The 18,789-nt window shown below is 41.0% G+C and carries 19 protein-coding genes and 1 pseudogene; 6 read left to right on the top strand and 14 right to left on the bottom strand.

Annotated features, from left to right (window positions below; translation table 11 throughout):
• Nucleotides 1-8: 8 nt before the first annotated feature.
• Both HMPREF1532_RS20100 and HMPREF1532_RS20095 read right to left on the bottom strand, forming a co-directional pair.
• A complete protein-coding gene (locus HMPREF1532_RS20100) occupies nucleotides 9-359 on the bottom strand; it encodes a helix-turn-helix domain-containing protein (protein ID WP_008651074.1) in 351 nt (116 codons plus the stop codon).
• A gap of 2 nt (nucleotides 360-361) precedes the next feature.
• Nucleotides 362-718, bottom strand: coding sequence for a helix-turn-helix domain-containing protein (locus HMPREF1532_RS20095; protein WP_005790828.1), 357 nt, complete (start codon nucleotides 716-718; stop codon nucleotides 362-364).
• 280 nt (nucleotides 719-998) lie between these two features.
• On the opposite strand from HMPREF1532_RS20095, the gene HMPREF1532_RS20090 reads away from it, so the two are divergent.
• On the top strand, nucleotides 999-1,298 hold the full coding sequence (locus HMPREF1532_RS20090; protein WP_006255804.1) for a helix-turn-helix domain-containing protein: 300 nt from the start codon (nucleotides 999-1,001) through the stop codon (nucleotides 1,296-1,298).
• 31 nt (nucleotides 1,299-1,329) lie between these two features.
• The gene (locus HMPREF1532_RS20085; protein WP_005934579.1) at nucleotides 1,330-1,632 is read left to right on the top strand and encodes a helix-turn-helix domain-containing protein; all 303 of its coding nucleotides are present in this window, start codon (nucleotides 1,330-1,332) and stop codon (nucleotides 1,630-1,632) included.
• 482 nt (nucleotides 1,633-2,114) lie between these two features.
• Here HMPREF1532_RS20085 and HMPREF1532_RS20075 read toward each other — a convergent pair whose 3' ends face one another.
• Nucleotides 2,115-2,954, bottom strand: a complete 840-nt coding sequence (locus tag HMPREF1532_RS20075; RefSeq protein WP_005790834.1) for a tyrosine-type recombinase/integrase — start codon at nucleotides 2,952-2,954, stop codon at nucleotides 2,115-2,117.
• Nucleotides 2,955-3,191: 237 nt separating this feature from the next.
• Nucleotides 3,192-3,991: pseudogene (erm(F), locus tag HMPREF1532_RS20070) on the bottom strand (23S rRNA (adenine(2058)-N(6))-methyltransferase Erm(F)).
• A gap of 305 nt (nucleotides 3,992-4,296) precedes the next feature.
• On the opposite strand from erm(F), the gene tet(X1) reads away from it, so the two are divergent.
• The 3 genes from tet(X1) to HMPREF1532_RS20055 all read left to right on the top strand — a co-directional run bounded on the left by tet(X1) (nucleotide 4,297) and on the right by HMPREF1532_RS20055 (nucleotide 7,810).
• Nucleotides 4,297-5,436 carry a tetracycline-inactivating monooxygenase Tet(X1) gene (gene tet(X1), locus HMPREF1532_RS20065; RefSeq protein WP_005790841.1) on the top strand — a complete coding sequence of 380 codons (1,140 nt, stop codon included), beginning with the start codon at nucleotides 4,297-4,299 and terminating at the stop codon, nucleotides 5,434-5,436.
• A gap of 168 nt (nucleotides 5,437-5,604) precedes the next feature.
• Complete coding sequence (locus HMPREF1532_RS20060; protein ID WP_008651082.1) at nucleotides 5,605-6,771, top strand: tetracycline-inactivating monooxygenase Tet(X2); 1,167 nt, start codon at nucleotides 5,605-5,607, stop codon at nucleotides 6,769-6,771.
• A 175-nt stretch (nucleotides 6,772-6,946) separates the two neighbouring features.
• A complete protein-coding gene (locus HMPREF1532_RS20055) occupies nucleotides 6,947-7,810 on the top strand; it encodes an aminoglycoside 6-adenylyltransferase AadS (RefSeq protein ID WP_003013318.1) in 864 nt (287 codons plus the stop codon).
• Between the two features lie 296 nt (nucleotides 7,811-8,106).
• Here HMPREF1532_RS20055 and HMPREF1532_RS20050 read toward each other — a convergent pair whose 3' ends face one another.
• From HMPREF1532_RS20050 to HMPREF1532_RS20005, 10 genes are all read right to left on the bottom strand, one after another.
• Nucleotides 8,107-8,781, bottom strand: coding sequence for a hypothetical protein (locus HMPREF1532_RS20050; protein ID WP_003013290.1), 675 nt, complete (start codon nucleotides 8,779-8,781; stop codon nucleotides 8,107-8,109).
• 4 nt (nucleotides 8,782-8,785) lie between these two features.
• On the bottom strand, nucleotides 8,786-9,697 hold the full coding sequence (locus tag HMPREF1532_RS20045; RefSeq protein ID WP_003013289.1) for a relaxase/mobilization nuclease domain-containing protein: 912 nt from the start codon (nucleotides 9,695-9,697) through the stop codon (nucleotides 8,786-8,788).
• Nucleotides 9,678-10,040: a plasmid mobilization protein gene (locus HMPREF1532_RS20040; RefSeq protein ID WP_003013287.1), complete on the bottom strand. Its 363-nt coding sequence runs from the start codon at nucleotides 10,038-10,040 to the stop codon at nucleotides 9,678-9,680. The genes HMPREF1532_RS20045 and HMPREF1532_RS20040 overlap by 20 nt, the downstream gene beginning before the upstream one ends.
• 70 nt (nucleotides 10,041-10,110) lie before the next feature.
• Nucleotides 10,111-10,992 (bottom strand): toprim domain-containing protein, encoded by an 882-nt coding sequence (locus HMPREF1532_RS20035; RefSeq protein ID WP_003013284.1) that lies wholly within the window; start codon nucleotides 10,990-10,992, stop codon nucleotides 10,111-10,113.
• Nucleotides 10,993-11,134: 142 nt separating this feature from the next.
• A complete protein-coding gene (locus HMPREF1532_RS20030; RefSeq protein ID WP_003013282.1) occupies nucleotides 11,135-12,181 on the bottom strand; it encodes an AAA family ATPase in 1,047 nt (348 codons plus the stop codon).
• Nucleotides 12,181-12,480, bottom strand: coding sequence for a helix-turn-helix domain-containing protein (locus HMPREF1532_RS20025; protein ID WP_003013280.1), 300 nt, complete (start codon nucleotides 12,478-12,480; stop codon nucleotides 12,181-12,183). Before HMPREF1532_RS20025 ends, HMPREF1532_RS20030 begins: the two co-directional genes overlap by 1 nt.
• A 157-nt stretch (nucleotides 12,481-12,637) precedes the next feature.
• Nucleotides 12,638-13,639, bottom strand: coding sequence for a coiled-coil domain-containing protein (locus HMPREF1532_RS20020; RefSeq protein ID WP_003013276.1), 1,002 nt, complete (start codon nucleotides 13,637-13,639; stop codon nucleotides 12,638-12,640).
• A gap of 4 nt (nucleotides 13,640-13,643) precedes the next feature.
• The gene (locus HMPREF1532_RS20015; protein ID WP_003013274.1) at nucleotides 13,644-14,975 is read right to left on the bottom strand and encodes a site-specific integrase; all 1,332 of its coding nucleotides are present in this window, start codon (nucleotides 14,973-14,975) and stop codon (nucleotides 13,644-13,646) included.
• A 214-nt stretch (nucleotides 14,976-15,189) separates the two neighbouring features.
• Entirely contained in the window at nucleotides 15,190-15,552 is a 363-nt protein-coding gene (locus HMPREF1532_RS20010) for a hypothetical protein (protein WP_005790858.1), read from the bottom strand.
• Between the two features lie 12 nt (nucleotides 15,553-15,564).
• Complete coding sequence (locus HMPREF1532_RS20005) at nucleotides 15,565-16,800, bottom strand: site-specific integrase (RefSeq protein ID WP_005790860.1); 1,236 nt, start codon at nucleotides 16,798-16,800, stop codon at nucleotides 15,565-15,567.
• A gap of 355 nt (nucleotides 16,801-17,155) precedes the next feature.
• Here HMPREF1532_RS20005 and purH point away from each other — a divergent pair, with 355 nt between their 5' ends.
• On the top strand, nucleotides 17,156-18,679 hold the full coding sequence (gene purH / locus HMPREF1532_RS20000) for a bifunctional phosphoribosylaminoimidazolecarboxamide formyltransferase/IMP cyclohydrolase (RefSeq protein ID WP_005934570.1): 1,524 nt from the start codon (nucleotides 17,156-17,158) through the stop codon (nucleotides 18,677-18,679).
• Nucleotides 18,680-18,789: the final 110 nt, after the last annotated feature.

The following is an 18,789-nucleotide window of genomic DNA, read 5'->3' as shown; positions in this document are numbered from 1 at the left end:
TTAATGGGTTATTTATGAAAGAAATTATGGATACGAGCCTTGTAGAAGGCTATATCTTCCTTTTTGAACTCCTTGACATGGTTGGAAAGGAACTCCAGCACGTCCTCCTCGCTGTAATAGGTCTTCTTGCCCAGTGTCTTGTAGGGCAATGCGCCGACGCTGCGGTAGCGTTGCAGGGTGCGCTTGCTTATCTGGAGCAACATGCACAAGTCCTGATTGTCGAAAAGGCGGATGCTTTCCGTGAGGGCGGGCTGTCGTTCCTCCGCCTTCATCGCCAGCAGCAGTTCGTCCTGACGGTCGAGCCGTTCCATCAGCTTCTGCATCCAGCTCTCGAAGTTGTTTCGTGTGAGCAGTTCCATAGCTATGTCCTCCTTCCTTTGGGTGTGCCTCCCGTTCGTAGCGTGTGGTTGCGTTTCAGCTCCTGCGGTGTCGCGGCGTCCTCGTTGACGGTACATTCATCAAGCAGGCGGTCGATTTCAGACTGTCGGTAGCGGCATTTGCCACGAAGCACGACATAGCCGATGCGTTGCTCGCTGCGCATACGCTGGAGGGTGCGGGTACTCACGTTAAGCAGGTGCGCCGCCTCGCGTGTGGTAAGCAACCTGTCGGGCGATGCCGCTCTCTTGTCGCCGGAGACGGCACGGACGTGTGCCGCAATCTCCGCTATCTGTTCCGTCAATGACCGAAATACGGAACTTTCCATTGTTATCACTTTCATATTCAGTCCTTTCTTTTTGTTTATTTTCATGAACATAGGCTGCGCCTCGGCATACCGTTCAAGCAAGCTTGACGCTCTGCACTCGGCTTGCTCTATGTTTCTGCGGCAAAATTCGGCAATAAACGAAGGGGGCTTTAACAACTCACTACGTGACTCACGTAAGATTTTTCCGGAAGATGGCTCCGTAACCCGGTCAAACGGCGCAACAGGCAGCCTTTCAGCGGAAAACGGCACGTGTTCGGAACCGTACCGTTACCTTTGCGGGCAAACCGATAATTGCATGAATATGGAAATAGTATCTATCGAGAAAAAGACCTTCGAGATGATGATGGCGGCGTTCGGCGCACTTTCGGAGAAGGTCGCCGCCCTGAGGCGCAAAAGCGACACAGGGCGCATGGAAAGATGGCTCACGGGCGAGGAGGTCTGCGGGCAGTTGAGAATAAGCCCGCGCACGTTGCAGACGCTGCGCGACAGGCGGCTTATCGGCTACTCGCAGATAAACCGCAGGTTCTATTACAAGCCGGAGGAGGTGAAGCGGCTGATACCGCTTGTCGGCACGCTCTATCCGCACGGCAGATGATTTGATTTATTCACCCACTGAATCCGAAGTTATGATGAACGAGAACAACGATGTTTTTACAATGGAAGACGAGCCGATAGCCTCTGTTATGCAGAATATGCGCAAAGGCTCGAAATGGCTGTCCGCATTTCTGGAAAGTTACCGTCCTCCGTTGGACGGGGAGCGTTACCTGACGGACGGCGAGGTGTCGGAACTGCTCCGTGTGAGCCGACGCACCTTGCAAGAATACCGCAACAACCGCGTGTTGCCCTTTATCCTTTTGGGAGGGAAGGTGCTTTACCCGGAAACGGTGCTGCGCGAGGTGCTGGAAGCGAACTACCGCAAGCCGTTATGATGTTGATTTTGTAGTTAGAAATAAAAAGATTACTTTTGCAATCTGTTTACGCTTAGTCGTAATCACTTGCTCAATCTCATGTGCGCTTGGGTTTCCAATGCCATCGTACTTCCAGCTCGTTCTGGGAGCAGTTTCATTCTTTAATACGTTGGGAAAGGGGGGCTTTAAGTATGACAAAAACTATAATGAAGGCGGTAGGGGCTGTAGCGGCAGGCCGAAACAGGAAAGTTCATATGAGGATAGCAAGTGTAACCATATATTGCGATGAAGGCTCCAAGGGTTCGAATCCTGCCACCCCGACAAAAGCCACTGATAATCAGTGGCTTTTTCTTTTTTCGGACACATTTCGGACAAATTATATCTGAATATTGATTATTCAATAACCTAAGCAAAGTTAAGTTAAGCTAGAAGAATAACCCTTCTTAAAGAATGATTGGAACATAATGCTTGTTTCTATAGAGCGTGAAAAGTTCATCTTATTCTTATAAAAAATCAAGAGGGCTAGGAGTCTTTTGCTTGTCTATGTCAGTGATATGAGTGTAGATCATAGTCGTTTTTATATTTTCATGACCCAATAACTCTTTTACAATTCGGATATCGATACCTGATTGGATTAAATGTGTGGCATAAGAATGTCGCCCAGTATGTACAGAGCCTTCCGACTGAACATTTGCTTTGATCAATGCTTTTTTCAGAATCAACTGTACACTTCGTTCGCTATACTTGCCACCCTTCTCACCTTCGAAGAGGTACTCCTTTGGCTTGAATGCTTGATAATAATGTCTCAAAGTCGCCAGCAATTTGTCTGGTAATGATACAATCCGATCTTTATTACCTTTGCTTTGATGGATTCTGATAATTCCATCGGAAGATTTTATGTCTTTGATTTTGAGATTCAACAGTTCGCTAAGACGTAGTCCACAACTATAGATTGTCATCAGAATAGCCTTGTGTTTTAGATTTTGAGTGTTATCGAGAATATTTCTTACTTCTTCTTTTGAAAAGAATTTAGGTAATTTAGAAAATGAGCGTTTCGGGTATAAGTAATCCAGTTGGATTTTTTTGTCCAATATCAGTTCGTACATCTTCTTGATTGCGCCCACTAATCCTTTTTGATAGGAAACACTAATTTTCCCATTTTGAACTTTTTCGTTTATAAACGCCTCAATATCTGACAGTGGAATTTCTTCAAGGGAGGGATATTTACTAACATGTTTAAGAAATATACTAGCGTAATCCTTGTACGATCTAATGGTATTGCCAGCATATCTCTGCATCAGCAATCTCTTTTCGAAGGTTTCAAGTATGATTTCGCTATTCATATCAGGGAAATAGTATTTTATAATATTTTGTTTCGCTATTTGTGCGGTTTTATTTTTTAAATACAAATATATCAATATCTTATGTAGAAAGAAAAGTCAAATAACGAAACACGTATATAGGGTTGGTTAAGCGAAATTTTCCGTATATTCGTTTCGTTAAAACAGATGTTGTTATGCGGCAGCTTAAAAGACGACACCAAACCAGAAAAATCATCTTGACAACCACCCGACTTTGAACTACGAAGGATGAAATTTTTCAGGGACAACTTCCAGCATTTCCAAAAAACAGTTTAACCATTGACTTGGAGACAAACAAACAATTTGAGCATTAAGGTTTAAACCGAATTTTTCCGAAATTGTCCTGACCTGACTTTTCCTGAAAATCGACTTTAAAGCTGTTTTTACAGATAAATCAGGTTTCTCTAACAGACAGGAAATAATGCTAAGTATTTGGCTTTAATCTTAAAATCAAAAAATAAGTGTTTTCTTTTAATGTTTAACAGGGCTGATTTTACAGTTGGCGGTGGCAAGAAACTTTCAGGACCTACCTCATAGACAAGTTTCAAATCAAAAAAAGTATGATAGAAAACGGTATATGGATTGTAAAGCTTCCTTGAAAATAACTTTTGTGTAGGTTCGAACTGAAGGACAATGGAACCTCCCAGAAAATTTTCAAGATTCTCAAACATCAGGATTTTGAAAATATCGGAAGTAATGCCATAAGGAATATTTGACACCACTTTGAAAGGAAATTTCGGAACTGCAAAATTCCTAAAATCACAACCGACAACTTGAACATTTCGGGCATCAGAAAATAATTTTCGTAAATGTTCAACCAAAGCTGTGTCGTTTTCAATAGCAACAACATTGTTGGCAATTTTTAATAAATGAACAGTAAGAAACCCCTTGCCTGCCCCAATATCTAAAACCGTATCCTGATTACTTATATTTGCTTGTCTTATTGCATCTTTTATTAGCACTTTATCAATAGTAAAGTGCTGACCCGTAAAACGAACGGGCAATTTCTTTTTTGTCATTAGTAACTTCTTACAGGTGAATACTTGAATTCAAATCACAGAGATATTCTTTTATAATTATACAACGGCAAATTTAGTAACTTTGCTCGATAAATTAACGAGAAAGAAGAAAAAATGAAAGCCGACAGCATAACATCACCTATACGCAAGCAGGGGTTTCGTGCTTCTATGACAGTGAAGTGGTAAATTTGAAGTTCAGTTCTTCGTAGGAAGTTCAGTGGTTAAAATCCCTGCCTGCGTATAGCTGAGAACCGTTGTGGGCTATTTTGCACACGACACGACAAACATCAAATGACTATCGAAATATGAGTTTATTAAACAATAAAAAAGTTGCAATTATCGGTGGCGGACCAGTTGGACTAACAATGGCAAACTTGTTACAACAAAACGGTATTGACATTACCGTTTACGAAAGAGATGAAAACCCAAAAGCACGAGTTTGGGGCGGAACGCTTGACCTTCACAAAAATTCAGGACAAGAAGCAATGAAAAAAGTAGGATTGTTGCAAACCTACTATGATTTGGCGCTACCTATGGGCGTAAACTTTGCTGATGAGAAGGGTAACATTATAGCAACAAGAAACCCGACACTCGAAAATAAGTTTGACAACCCCGAAATAAATAGAAACGCGTTGCGAAAAATGTTGCTTGGCAGCTTGAAAAATGACACAGTTGTTTGGGATAGAAAATCTATTGGGCTTGAACAAGAAAACGGAAAATGGCTGCTACATTTTGAAAATAAGCCAACTGCATTGGCCGACTTTATTATTGTTTCCAATGGTGGAATGTCTAAAATAAGAAATTTTGTTTCAGATAATGAAGTCGAAGAAACAGGTACTTTTATTATTCAGGGCGACATTCCTGAACCAGAAACGAACTGCCCTGAATTTTATAAGTTGTGCAACAACAATAGACTAATGACCGCACATCAAGGGAATTTATTAGTTGCGAATCCATTTAACAACGGAATGTTAACTTACGGTGTCATTTTCAAAAAGCCTGAAGAATGGAATAATGGAAAAGGATTAGATTTTAAGGACACAAAAAGCGTTTCCGAGTTCTTGACAAACAGGTTTTCAAATTGGAGCAATGAATACAAGGAGTTAATTCGTTCAACAACTTTTTTCGTTGGTTTAACAATAAAAATATTTCCGCTAGACAAAAAGCCTTGGAAGAGTAATCGTCCGTTACCCATAACTTTAATTGGCGACACAGCTCACCTAATGCCACCTTTTGCAGGGCAGGGCGTAAACATTGGACTAATGGACGCTTTGATTTTGTCAGAAAATCTTACAAACGGGAAATTTGGAACGATACAAAGTGCTATTGATGACTATGAACAACGAATGTTTGTTTACGCAACAGAAGCACAAGCGGACTCGACAAAGAATGAAATAGAAATGCGAAATCCGAGCTTTACTTTTCAACAGCTAATGAATGTATAACTCGACAGACAAAAAAAACAGCCCACAACAATCGGCTTGAAACGCAAGGCGGGGTAAACGTCTTCGATTGAACATTTTTTTCTAATTTTACGGTATCGGCTTCGATTGAAAGGTAGTGGTAAAAACCCGCCCTGCGTCAAGCCGCCGGACGTTATGTGCCATTTTTGAATGACAATGCGAATAGATACAGACAAACAAATGAATTTACTTAGTGATAAGAACGTTGCAATAATTGGTGGTGGACCCGTTGGACTGACTATGGCAAAATTATTACAGCAAAACGGCATAGACGTTTCAGTTTACGAAAGAGACAACGACCGAGAGGCAAGAATTTTTGGTGGAACCCTTGACCTACACAAAGGTTCAGGTCAGGAAGCAATGAAAAAAGCGGGATTGTTACAAACTTATTATGACTTAGCCTTACCAATGGGTGTAAATATTGCTGATGAAAAAGGCAATATTTTATCCACAAAAAATGTAAAGCCCGAAAATCGATTTGACAATCCTGAAATAAACAGAAATGACTTAAGGGCTATCTTGTTGAATAGTTTAGAAAACGACACGGTTATTTGGGATAGAAAACTTGTTATGCTTGAACCTGGTAAGAAGAAGTGGACACTAACTTTTGAGAATAAACCGAGTGAAACAGCAGATTTGGTTATTCTTGCCAATGGCGGGATGTCCAAGGTAAGAAAATTTGTTACCGACACGGAAGTTGAAGAAACAGGTACTTTCAATATACAAGCCGATATTCATCAACCAGAGATAAACTGTCCTGGATTTTTTCAGCTATGCAATGGAAACCGGCTAATGGCATCTCACCAAGGTAATTTATTATTTGCTAACCCCAATAATAATGGTGCATTGCATTTTGGAATAAGTTTTAAAACACCTGATGAATGGAAAAACCAAACGCAGGTAGATTTTCAAAACAGAAATAGTGTCGTTGATTTTCTTCTGAAAGAATTTTCCGATTGGGACGAACGCTACAAAGAATTGATTCATACGACGTTGTCATTTGTAGGATTGGCTACACGGATATTTCCTTTAGAAAAGCCTTGGAAAAGCAAGCGCCCATTACCCATAACAATGATTGGGGATGCCGCACATTTGATGCCGCCTTTTGCAGGGCAGGGAGTAAATAGTGGGTTGGTGGATGCCTTGATATTGTCTGATAATCTAGCCGATGGAAAATTTAATAGCATTGAAGAGGCTGTTAAAAATTATGAACAGCAAATGTTTATCTATGGCAAAGAAGCACAAGAAGAATCAACTCAAAACGAAATTGAAATGTTTAAACCCGACTTTACGTTTCAGCAATTGTTAAATGTATAAAATGGAATAAAACGGCACATAACAAACAAATTGGCAATAGAGCCGGTGAAGTACTTCTATTGAACTTTTGTGCAATGTTGAAGATTAGTAATTCTATTCAACATTTGTGCTAAAAGTCGGCTCCATCGCCAATTTGCCAAACGTTGTACGACATAGTAAAACCGAACCAAACAAAATGAAAGTCAGAGAAGAAAAGTTAAGAACAATTATAGAATGGTCGGAGAAAAACGAAGATGTAAGAGTTCTTCTTCTGACAAGTTCACTTGTAAATCCTTTAGCACTTGTTGACGAATTTAGTGATTTAGACATTGAATTTGTTTTTGAGGATAATACAAATTACATTTCAGACAAAAGCTGGACGCTTAAATTCGGAAATCCAATTGCTATGATTGAAGAAGACGAAAGTTGTTTTAACCATAAACACGCAATGAAAATGCTACTTTATGAAGACGGTGTGAAAGTAGATTTTAAACTTTACAGCAAATCAAAATTTATAAAGGAAACGCAAGAGAAAGAATTACCAGAAGATTGGGATATTGGTTATAAAATTTTAATTGATAAAGATGGTATTACAAAGCAAATGCTGAAACCAACTTATCAAATTTCCATTATCAAAAAACCGTCTGAAAAAGAGTTTCAAAATCTAATAAACGATTTTTGGTGGGACACAACTTACGTGGCAAAGTGTCTTGTGAGAGATGAAATATTCTATGCGAAATTTATGTCGGAAACCGTTATTCGCACAGAATATCTAATTCCTTTAATTGAATGGCACATTGCAAGTGAACACAATTGGAACATAACGACCAATAAATATGGACGACTTTTCAAAAAGTATCTTAACCAGGAAATGTGGGCTAAAACAGAACAAACATTTTCAGGGAGCGATATAAAGGAAAATTGGACTGCTCTATTTTCAATGACTGATTTAGTTTCAGAAATAGGAACTGAATTGTCAAAAAAATTAGAGTACAAATACCCGGATAAATTAGAAAATGACATACGAAAATATTTAGCTGGACTAAAACCCAAAACATAACTACGTCGTACAACATCGTATTGGCAATAGGCGGGCTGAACGGCTTCGTATCAACGGAAGTGCAAAATTCAACTTCTGTTCTTCGATTAAAGTTCAGTGCTAAAAATCCCGCCCATCGCCAATACGCGGCACGTTGTTAGCAATCCGCTGCGCTCCTTGCTAACAATGGCTCGGCGACTTACGTCGCTTGCCGTAAGCCGCCGCTTCGCGGACTGCTTACAACAAGCGACTTGGCTAAATAGCTCCGCTTTTGTATCTTCGATACAGCTTCGCTACTTCGCCAAGTCGCCGAGCCGTTATTCAGGACTGTTTAAGTTTTTGATCTCCTGACGTTTTTGGTCTATACTGTTTAATAGTTTATTTTCTTCCTCTCTTTTAATCACCAAATTATGGAATTTCTTAGGGTTAAGAGAATGAGTAGAATCGATATGCGATGTTACATGCGGTAGCTCCAATTCTATCATTCGGTAACGCATTTCATACGATTTTCTATCGTCTAATTGTTTGTTCTTCTCGTATAGAACACCGAGACCTAGCGAAATAATGGTAGATAATGCTATCATAACAATGATCAGAGGTGTTGATTTGAGATCAATGCCGTAATGATGTTTTACAATGACCTGATCAGGAATTTCAGCTATCTTTGAAACAATGTCTTTTTCTTTGATTGTTAATACAGCTAATTCCTGTCTAGTTATTGTGGAGATTTCATTAGCTACATCCTGAAGTGTCCCATAATCGTTAATGATCTTAGATAGTACATCGTTTTCTCTTTTAATAAATTGCTTGATCTGTTGTAGTAGTTCCTGATCCTTTGCTCGCATTTCATGAAATTCCTGCATTTTCTTTTCATTTTCAGAAAGTAGGGAGACAATTGTAGGCATTATTCGTACAATATCCTGCGTGATCAAGTCTGTGTTTTCCTGCAATGCGCTTACCTGTTGCTGTATATTTTCTAATTCTGTGTTCATGGTATTAACGTTTTAGTCCGTAATTCTCTTTCTTTTTTCTTTTCTTGATCAACGGATCATCTTGCTCTGGTGTAATTTCGGGGTTCGAAAATAAAGCTGATGTTATGTGACCAAGTGTTTCTCCGATATTTCTGTCTATAGAATGATCCTTCGAAACATAGCTTCCAGTAATTTGATTTAGTTCAATAGAATTATCTATGCTATTTAAAGCCTTGTCGATCTGTCCGAAGCTCAATGAGCGGTCTATGGCAGAACCCCGAAATGTCTGTTCATCTTTGATGAACGAAATACCTTGAACCTCATCCGACCCCAATCTATATTTAAACTGCATTTCCACACCTCTGTAACGGATATAATTTTGTAGTTCCTTCCAGTTTTTACTGTGTCGTATGCCTGCCTTGACGGTGTCGTAAATTTGGTATTTCGTTAGATCATTACCTTTCAGTCTACCTCTGTTGACATTTCGTTTTCCTTCGGACTGCTTAAAGCCATATAATGCATTTAATTCTTTACAAGCTTTAAAGCTCTTATACCGCTGATTGCTATTGGAGATAGTTTTGCCATGATCGTTTACCCGATTAAAAATAATATGGATATGATCATGTTGGCGGTCGTGGTGGCGCACCATTAAGCATTGGGTATCCCTAATATCTAATTTTGATAAATAACGCTTAGCTGCGGATAGCATGATGTCATTATTCAGCTTGTTTTTATCTTCTGTATTCCACGAAAGAATAATGTGTCCGACTGCCTTGCCCAATCTTGGATTCAGCATCCGCTGAAAATTAAAGTCCTGTGTGATGGTCTTTGCCGAATCCGTCCGTAATCCATTTACATGGATAATCTCACTATCTTTTTTCAGGGCGTATCCAACGCATCCGCCGAAAGATCGGCCCTCAATTATCTTCGCTATCATGGTGCAGTAGTTTATTGATACAATGGTTAATGTGATGGATCGTATTTTTGCATTCCTGTGTCACCTCAATCAGTCCAGACTGGTGTGCTTTTTTAGTTAGCTGATTTAGATTGTTCGAAGCCCCAGTAATCGCCCTAAAAGCTTTCAATTGTTCTTCGGTAAACCTAGGTGTAATTTTTCGTAGGATCGCAGATTTGCGTACCCATTCCGATTTGCTCATACCTGCAATTTTTGCATTATGCAAAACTCTGTTATGTTCGCTTTCATCGAAACGGACATTGATCCTGAACTGTTTTTTATTTTCGAGTGCGGGTCTTCCGCCTTTTTTCTTGTTATTTTTCATCTTGTTTCTTTTTAGCTGTGACCATCGGGAGCCAATCGGTTTTGGGGTCACCAAAACACAACCTTGCTTCCTACCTATTCGATAGTTTTCTTCCCGATTGAATATTTTGGGTCTGTTCTTTGGATGATGTGAAAATCAGATAGTCATTGACATCCTTGATCCTGTTGTCTTGCCTCTGCAATTCTTCCATTCCATTTTTTACGGTGTGCGTTTTTTCAAAATGGCTTCGCAAACTGTTGTACGATTTTAAACCACTGCTATCTGTGTCCAGATAGCTTGTTATTCCGTTATGTCGCCCTAAGAATGGATATGCTTTTTGCAGATTGGCGGTCGTATTCAGGATACAGAAGTTCGTATTTAGATACGGCTTACCTGCATTCTTTTTTAACGTCATAAAGGATAGCAGATCCGTGAAGCCCTCAAACAAAACAACATCTTTGTTGCCGTTATCGATCGTGGTGATCCCCTTTGTCAATAGGGAGCGTTTATCATAGCTGTTGCGCAGTTCGTATCCACCTGCATCATTCTTAAAACTTGCGGCAAAGTACGTCTGTCCTTTTGCCGTCCGGTAATAGATTTCCTGACAGTATACTCTGGCAATTTCAATATCTATTTTGCGTACGTCGGTCAGATAGTCTGTCAGAGCTTTGTTTCCGAGAGGCTCAACGGAAAGGATGGTGTAAGCGCGTTCATTTTCTTGTTGCATGACCTGTACTTTATCCAATACGGTCTGCTGGTGAAAAGAAAAGATATTTTTTCTTTCATCAGCCCAATCTAAAACAGTTGATAGGTTTTCCGTATCCAAAAACTTCATCAGGAAGTCAATGTTATTTCCTCCGAATCCTTCCGAATGCGAGTACCAGATATTCCTATGGATATCCAACTTTGTCGAAGCCGTTCTTTCGTCTCCTCCATTGAATGGGTTTTTAAACCATGCTTCACGGCTGTTCATCCTTGCGCATGGTATCTGTAGATAATTTAATATGGATATGAGCGGTATGCGCTTTAATTCATCACATGTCATAATCTTAATTTTAAAGTAGGTTTAGTTTAGTCTATTACTATATAGGGGCGGACTAAACTAAACCTGTTTTTTAATAATAGAATTCAGGGTTGAACCGGTAGGTCTTATCGTTTTTGATGACCATCCGTTTGTTTTCCAGAAATGTCTTCAGCTGTTTGGCTTTATTGATGCCGAAATTGAAGCCCTTTGCCAGATACGCATTCCGTAATCTGCCAACATATTCATCATATGTGCAGGTTATTTCACTGCCGTTGAACATTTCCTGTAACACTTCCCGATGGTTCTCTTTGGAAAGCTCCTGATAGTCGAATCCCTTTCTCGATACTGTACCTGACAGGTCAAAGTTCTCATCCAGTACGGGCAAACCATCATCGATAAAAAAGGTAAATGGCTCAAACTCGATATCCCTGATGAACTTTGGCGCCACGGTGCTGTAGTTTGTATCCAGATCGCTTTTGGTGACCTGTAATATGGATTCAGCCTTATTGTTCAATTCTGTCCCCAAATGCCCTCTGGTGTTGTCATCACCCTTGTTTAGGTGCAGTACGGTATGGATGTGTATATTCAGCTCCTGTGACCATTTCATCAGCTTGCCGGTAATTTCGGTCGCTTCCGTAGCATTATTGATGTCGTAAACAAGATCCCTGATCCCGTCTATGATGACCAGACATATTTTGCCCGCATATTTGGACAGGGCATATTCGATGATACTTATGCGCTCTTTAGTGGGGTATTCCCTCAGGGATATAAATTTTAGGTTTTCATGGACTTCCGTTGTCGGGTAATTTATGAGTTTGTAAACCCTTGAAATCAACCTGTGGCAATGGAATCTGCTCTGCTCCGTATCGCAGTACAGTACCAATGGACGGTTTATGGGAACTTTGACCTTATACTGTAATATCTGTTTTCCGCTCAATGCAGCAGCGACCAATGAAATCACATTGAATGTTTTCCTACTCTTGGCCTTTCCGGTGGATGCGCTGAAATTTCCTAATGTACCGATAACGGAATCGGAATTGCTGATTGTTATCATGATCGGAGGTTCTAAAAATTTATCTGTTATTTTTACTATAGCCCTATCCAATGCAGTGGCTATGTCCTGGTTAAACGAGATCATTATTTACCTCCTTTGTTATGGTTGAAGTTCGTCATGGATGCCATAACATCTTCTTTGTTGAAGTAAATGCGCTTTCCCATACGTTTATAGGGAATACGCCCCTGTTTCATCCATTCGGTCAGGCTGACAAGGGAAATATCAAGCTCGTTTGCCATTTCCTTTTTGGTCATTAGTTTTGTCGGTTGCTTTTTTTGCGGAGGATCGTCCATATTACCAACCTTTGAAATAAAAACCTGTAGTTCTTCCCTAACTGCATCCTTGACACAATCTCTAAGGGCATTTCGATCCAGTGTAATCATACTTTGCTCATGTTTATCAATTTAAGAATGTCGAAGTCATGGCCACTTTCTTCGTTTAATTAACTTGACACAAAATTGGGCAAGCAAGACCACAAAAAATGCCGTTCAGAATTTTGAACGGCATCTCTGCAAGGGGGTGGTATGATTTATCTTCTGGCTATTCAATTGGAATAATTTTGAATTTGCGATCTGAATTGTCAATGTCGGTGGGTTTACCGTCACAAAAATAGTTCTCTACTGTTCCGAATGGAATTGGCTTATCATGTTCCAAAAAATGATTGGAAATGATTTTTGCCCATGTTATATGGGCGTTAGTCCCTAGGAATGTTTCTGCTTTTCCGTTGATTATTATCTTTGCTTTCATAAATTCATCAAACAACGCGATCAGATTAAGTTTGTCGCCGTTCAGTATATTGATTTTATGATGATCCAAGGAATTCAATCGGGATTTCTCTTTTTTGAGCTTTTTAACCTGTTCTTTAAATTCATCCAATTCTTTTAATGTCGTATTATACTGTGCTAGCAAACGATCGAGATTTTGTTTCTGGATGAATTGCTTTTTTAATTCTTCCTGTTCCTCTTTGTTCGAATCTAGATAGTTCTCCAGAATAGTTTTTATGGTATTTATATTGGATTCTGTACTTGCATTGGATGAATTGGCAAGTTTCGTAAATGCCGAATCGATCAATTCCTGTGTCCGCTGGAATTCTATTTGAGTTTTGCTCTTTACTTCTTGCAATAGTTGCTCGCTGACTATCTCATATTTTTTTGACAGACTTACCGTGAAATTCCATCGGTCATATTTGGGAAGGATATTCTCGATGAAATACTGGAATTTCTGTATTCTAAGGTCGTTTCTTCTTTTCTGTGTCGCCGACAGCTTTTCCTGTGATTTGCTTCTTTCCTTTTTTAGCTCGGAATTAACAGTCTGCCATAATTCTTTAAAAAACTCTCTGCCGTCAGTATCGTTGAATTCAGCTTTGTAATAGTTGAAGTGGCGCAAAAAGAGATCTTCAAGTTGACTCTCTGGAAGTCGCTGAACTTTTATAAGAAAGTGTACATCCGCATGCGTATCGTTCTTGGAAAAAGGGACGCCCACGTCCAATGGATGCGGATCAAAGTCAAACGGTTTTCTTCTTCTGAAATATTTACTGTTCATAATTTTAAAATTTGTTCAGTGCATCGATTAACGAATCCGTGTTTGCCGATTCGTATTTCATTAAAGTCCTTATGTCGGAATGTGCGGTCAGTTTCTGCACAAGTGTAATGGGTACGTTCCTGCTCAATAGGTTCGTTACCATTGATCTTCTGCCGACATGGCTCGATAGGAAGTCGTACTTCCTTTTTTCTATCACCAGCTTTTGCTTACCTGAATACCTTGTGATCTTTATGATTTCGTCCATTCCTGCCAGTTTGCCGACAGTTTTGATATATTCATTGAACTTCTGGTTGGATATCTTGGGCACGGAGTAACCGATACGCTCCAAGATATCCTTTGCTGGGGCAATATACCCCTCAAAAGGTACGATCACCCTTTTTTTGACTTTTACCGAAATGAAGTCCCAAGCATTGTTTTTTATGTCCTTTGGGTCAAAGTTGATCAGATCCTCAAATCTTTGCCCTGTGTAGCACAATAGACAGAACAGATCCCGTACCCTTTCCAGACTGGGTCTGTCCGAAAGATCATGGTTCATCAGTTTCTGTATTTCGGATTCTGACAGGGCAATGATCTCATTGTAGGCTTTCTTCTTAAAGTTTGTCTTCTGGGTCTTGAAGACATCGGGATGCACCAAATAATCATTGTCGTTGCACCACTTTAGGAATACCTTTAACGTGGAGATGTACTTGTGGATGGTGTCATTCAGCAAGCCCTCTTTATCTCCATCGTTCGTGTTCTTTTTCCTGCTTAGAAATACCTCAAACTGATCGAGAAATTTACCGTCCATTTCCCTAAGGATAAGTTTTGTTCCCTTATGCTTCTCAAAATCCTCCAATCCCTTAAAGACTGTCCGGTATTCTTTTAACGTACCCTCTTTGACAAAATTGGATTTGTAGGAAAGGAACTGGGTTTTCAGGTGGGAAATGGATATTTCACTATTGACGGCATTGTCCCTGTCAATACAGTCCTGTACAATCTGTTTATAATCCTCTTTGGAAAGAAACTGGTTTGTTTCTTTTTTTCGCATTGCTTCCCTTGTACAGCAGTTTGCAAGGTTGTTCAGTTCAACATTGAATTCCAACGCTCCGCTGGCACTTGGTTTAAGCCTTTCCTTTTCAAAATCCCAACTTTTGGGCAATATCTTATAGTTTGTCCTGTATTTTATCCTACAGGATTTATCCGGTGAAAAGAAGAGATACAGTGCAGTGGGCGATGGATTCCAGAACTTTTGTGCAAGGTTCTTCTTTTTCCCTCCAACCTTTGCCAATTCCTGTTTGACCTTTTCAGGCGAAATATCGGGATTATAGGGCTTATCTAAATAAAAATTCACTTTCATATTTCTCGGACATATTTCGGACAGAAATGCTTAATATTACCATATTTTACCTTTGTAAGGTTAGGTAAAGATAGGTAATAAAATTTGTAAATACCTAATAATCAGAGTAAAATAAGAAAAGTAAAAGTAAGATATGATAACGGTTCGAATCCCGCCCTGCCGCAAAAAAAGCTACCTCTAAGGTAGCTTTTACTTTTAGAATGGGGCTTTATCTTCAACAATAGCCAACATTTCCGCTCGGTATAAACATAACGTATGCCTGCTGTTTCTCTTTGGCGAGTACCTTTCTCACCAGCCATGTGCGGAACAGGTGGGTGTTGTAGGTGTTCAGTCGGAAAGCGACCGGGATGATGATTTCAAGTGCGTACACATCCGCGTACAGCCTGTTTTCAAGCTGCATGTAGCGGCACACCTCGTAGTCGTTCAGCACGTCCGACTTGCGGACGGCTTTGATGGCGGCGTTCACTGCCGGGACGGTCGTATGGAACAGTCCGGCTATTTCGGTGGCGGTCATCCACACGTCATTACCGGTTACGCTGACCGCCTTGTCTTCTATGATGATTATGTCTCGCTTCATGGCTTCTCTTTTTTAGATGGTACAACCTGCAAATTCCTCGATGCCGTTCAACCTTGCCGCAAGGTTCTCCATGTCCTGATTGAGCTTTTCTTTGGTTATCTTCGCGTAAATCTGCGTCGTCTTTATGCTCTTGTGTCCGAGCATGGAGCTGACCGTTTCGATGGGTACGCCGTTGGAAAGGAAAACTGTCGTGGCTGCCGTGTGGCGGCTTTGATGCCACGTGATATGCTTGGTGATGCCGCAACGCTTGGCGACGGCACGGATACCTGCAAGGCACGTGTTATAATGCGGGACGGGGAATATCCTGCCGTCCCCGCACAGTCCCCGGTATTTGCCGATTATGCGGTTGGCGATGTCAAGCAGGCGGATATTGGACACCACACCCGTTTTCTGGCGGTTGATGTTTATCCACTCGTGTTCGTCGAAGTAGGTACGGATATTCTCGTCCGTGAGGTTGCGCATATCCGAGAATGACAATCCGGTGAAGGCGCAGAACAGGTAGAGGTCGCGGTACAGTTCCTGTTTGGCGTTTTTCAGTTTGCCTTCCATCAACAGGCGTATTTCCTCTTTGGTAAGGAAACTGCGTGTCGTTTCTTCCTTTTTGATTTCATACTCGCGGAACGGGTCGCGTGTCAGCCACTCGTTGTTGATGGCGATGAACACCATCGTCCGTAGCGGGCAGACGTACAGCCACACGGTATTGGTGCAGCAGTGCTTGTCCGTGCGCAGGAACATCTCGAAGTCGGAGATGAAAGCCGGGGTAAGCTCTTTCAGGGCGATGTCCTTCACATGGTAGCGGATGGTGAGGAACTCTTGCAGGTGCTTGTAAACGGTGCGGTACTTCAACAGCGTGCCTTTGGCTTTCATGCCAGCCTCCACCTGTTTCTCATAGTCCTCGTTGTGCCGGCGGAACACCTGCATCAGCGTGTGGTAGCGGTGTTCCAATCCGAGAAAGGCGTTCTTCACCTTCTCCGCCGTGACGAAGTTGTCACGCTCCATGATTTCCTGATAGTGCTTGTTGATGCGCACCCGCATCTTGTCAAGCATACGATTCGTTTCAAGTGCCGCCGTGCTTCTGCCCGTGACACGTCCCCCTTTGGTGTCCCACAGCTTCGGGTCGACAGTCAGTTTGCAGCTGAACTGCGTCTGGCTGCCGTCCACCGTGATGCGTCCCATGACGGGAACTGTCCCGTCCTTTTTCACTACCTGACGCTTGAGGTAGTAGATGACTGAAAATGTACTCTTCATCGTCCTTAATTTTTTGGTTTCAAAATTAGTTGGTGAAGAGTCCGATGTCGGTACGCAAAACGGGGAGGAACGGCGCAATCTTTTTCTGTAACCAAATTTTTTGCGTGAGTTGTAGGTAACTCACTATTCCTTAGTGTCTTGTTTCGCCATCCATACCCGTTTGTCGCATTATCGGGCATGGTTACGAACAAGTAACGTTGTGGCGTCAGGATTTGGCTTTTGCTGTGATTGTACTGGCTTCACGAATTATAGCCACTTCAACTAAAACCCTTGTAACTCAATTCTATCACTATATCTTTCCGCATTTCACTTTTTTGTAGTAACTTTGCACATCAAATACTTAATAAGCAAACCCATGTCTGAGTCAAAAAGAATAAAAACCGCTTTAGTGTCGGTTTATCATAAGGAAGGTTTGGATGAAATTATCACCAAATTGCATGAAGAAGGAGTTGAGTTTTTGTCAACGGGCGGAACTCGTCAGTTTATAGAATCATTGGGATATCCCTGTAAGGCTGTAGAAGACTTGACGTCATATCCCTCTATTTTAGGTGGCCGTGTGAAGACATTGCATCCGAAAATCTTCGGAGGTATCCTTTGTCGTCGTGGACTGGAACAGGATATTCAGCAGATTGAGAAGTATGAAATCCCGGAAATAGATCTCGTGATTGTAGATCTTTATCCATTTGAAGCAACCGTGGCATCGGGTGCTGATGAGGCGGCTATCATTGAGAAAATCGATATAGGTGGAATCTCGTTGATTCGTGCTGCTGCAAAAAATTACAATGATGTGGTGATTGTCGCTTCTCAGGCTCAATATAAACCATTGCTCGATATGTTGATGGAGCATGGAGCCAACTCTTCATTGGAAGAACGCCGTTGGATGGCTAAAGAAGCTTTTGCCGTATCTTCACATTATGATTCGGCTATTTTCAACTACTTTGATGCCGAAGAAGGTTCGGCTTTCCGTCAATCTGCCAATGATCAGAAAATGCTTCGCTATGGTGAGAATCCCCATCAAAAAGGATTTTTCTATGGAAATTTGGAAGCAATGTTCGATCAAATTCATGGAAAAGAAATTTCATATAACAACTTATTGGATATCAATGCGGCAGTTGAACTGATTGATGAATTCGAGGATGTTACTTTTGCTATTCTGAAACACAACAATGCTTGCGGCTTGGCTTCCCGTTCTACGGTACTTGAAGCATGGAAAGACGCGTTGGCCGGTGATCCGGTTTCTGCATTCGGTGGTGTGTTGATAACCAATGCTGTCATTGACAAGGAAACAGCAGAAGAGATCAATAAGATATTCTTTGAAGTGGTGATTGCTCCCGACTATGATGTAGATGCATTGGAAATTCTGGGACAAAAGAAAAACCGTATCATACTTGTCCGCAAAGAAGTTAAGTTGCCGAAAAAGCAATTCCGCTCATTATTGAACGGTGTGTTGGTACAGGAAAGAGACTTGAATATCGAAACTGTGGCTGATTTAAAGGCCGTGACCGATAAAGCTCCTACACCCGAAGAGGTAGAGGATATGTTGTTTGCCAACAAAATTGTGAAGAACAGTAAATCGAACGCAATCGTACTTGCTAAAAATAAACAATTGCTGGCAAGTGGTGTAGGGCAAACCTCCCGCGTAGATGCCTTGAAACAGGCAATAGAGAAAGCGAAAACATTCGGATTCGATTTGAATGGGGCTGTGATGGCTTCGGATGCTTTCTTCCCTTTCCCCGACTGTGTGGAAATTGCAGGTAACGAGGGAGTAACAGCCGTTATTCAGCCGGGTGGATCTGTAAAGGATGAATTGACATTCGAATATTGTAATGAACATGGCATTGCAATGGTGACGACGGGTATTCGCCATTTTAAACACTAAAACAGATTTACGATTTGACAATTTACGATTTATGATGAAAGTTCGTTTCTTTGTAAATCGTAAATGGTTGAATCGTGAGAGAAAGATATTTGAATCGTAAATCGTAAATA

It is taken from the genome of Bacteroides salyersiae WAL 10018 = DSM 18765 = JCM 12988 (genome assembly GCF_000381365.1).
GTDB lineage: Bacteria > Bacteroidota > Bacteroidia > Bacteroidales > Bacteroidaceae > Bacteroides > Bacteroides salyersiae.
This window is presented reverse-complemented; position numbering and strand designations above follow the sequence as displayed.

Coding starts and splice junctions, on each gene's coding strand:
- HMPREF1532_RS20040 (WP_003013287.1), bottom strand. CDS start 10,040: ATGAAAAATAACAAGAAAAAAGGCGGAAGACCCGCACTCGAAAATAAA.
- HMPREF1532_RS20020 (WP_003013276.1), bottom strand. CDS start 13,639: ATGAACAGTAAATATTTCAGAAGAAGAAAACCGTTTGACTTTGATCCG.
- HMPREF1532_RS20085 (WP_005934579.1), top strand. CDS start 1,330: ATGATGAACGAGAACAACGATGTTTTTACAATGGAAGACGAGCCGATA.
- HMPREF1532_RS20090 (WP_006255804.1), top strand. CDS start 999: ATGAATATGGAAATAGTATCTATCGAGAAAAAGACCTTCGAGATGATG.
- HMPREF1532_RS20050 (WP_003013290.1), bottom strand. CDS start 8,781: ATGAACACAGAATTAGAAAATATACAGCAACAGGTAAGCGCATTGCAG.
- HMPREF1532_RS20005 (WP_005790860.1), bottom strand. CDS start 16,800: ATGAAGAGTACATTTTCAGTCATCTACTACCTCAAGCGTCAGGTAGTG.
- HMPREF1532_RS20100 (WP_008651074.1), bottom strand. CDS start 359: ATGGAACTGCTCACACGAAACAACTTCGAGAGCTGGATGCAGAAGCTG.
- HMPREF1532_RS20075 (WP_005790834.1), bottom strand. CDS start 2,954: ATGAATAGCGAAATCATACTTGAAACCTTCGAAAAGAGATTGCTGATG.
- HMPREF1532_RS20045 (WP_003013289.1), bottom strand. CDS start 9,697: ATGATAGCGAAGATAATTGAGGGCCGATCTTTCGGCGGATGCGTTGGA.
- HMPREF1532_RS20055 (WP_003013318.1), top strand. CDS start 6,947: ATGAAAGTCAGAGAAGAAAAGTTAAGAACAATTATAGAATGGTCGGAG.
- HMPREF1532_RS20030 (WP_003013282.1), bottom strand. CDS start 12,181: ATGATCTCGTTTAACCAGGACATAGCCACTGCATTGGATAGGGCTATA.
- HMPREF1532_RS20095 (WP_005790828.1), bottom strand. CDS start 718: ATGAAAGTGATAACAATGGAAAGTTCCGTATTTCGGTCATTGACGGAA.
- purH (WP_005934570.1), top strand. CDS start 17,156: ATGTCTGAGTCAAAAAGAATAAAAACCGCTTTAGTGTCGGTTTATCAT.
- HMPREF1532_RS20060 (WP_008651082.1), top strand. CDS start 5,605: ATGACAATGCGAATAGATACAGACAAACAAATGAATTTACTTAGTGAT.
- HMPREF1532_RS20015 (WP_003013274.1), bottom strand. CDS start 14,975: ATGAAAGTGAATTTTTATTTAGATAAGCCCTATAATCCCGATATTTCG.
- HMPREF1532_RS20010 (WP_005790858.1), bottom strand. CDS start 15,552: ATGAAGCGAGACATAATCATCATAGAAGACAAGGCGGTCAGCGTAACC.
- HMPREF1532_RS20025 (WP_003013280.1), bottom strand. CDS start 12,480: ATGATTACACTGGATCGAAATGCCCTTAGAGATTGTGTCAAGGATGCA.
- HMPREF1532_RS20035 (WP_003013284.1), bottom strand. CDS start 10,992: ATGAACAGCCGTGAAGCATGGTTTAAAAACCCATTCAATGGAGGAGAC.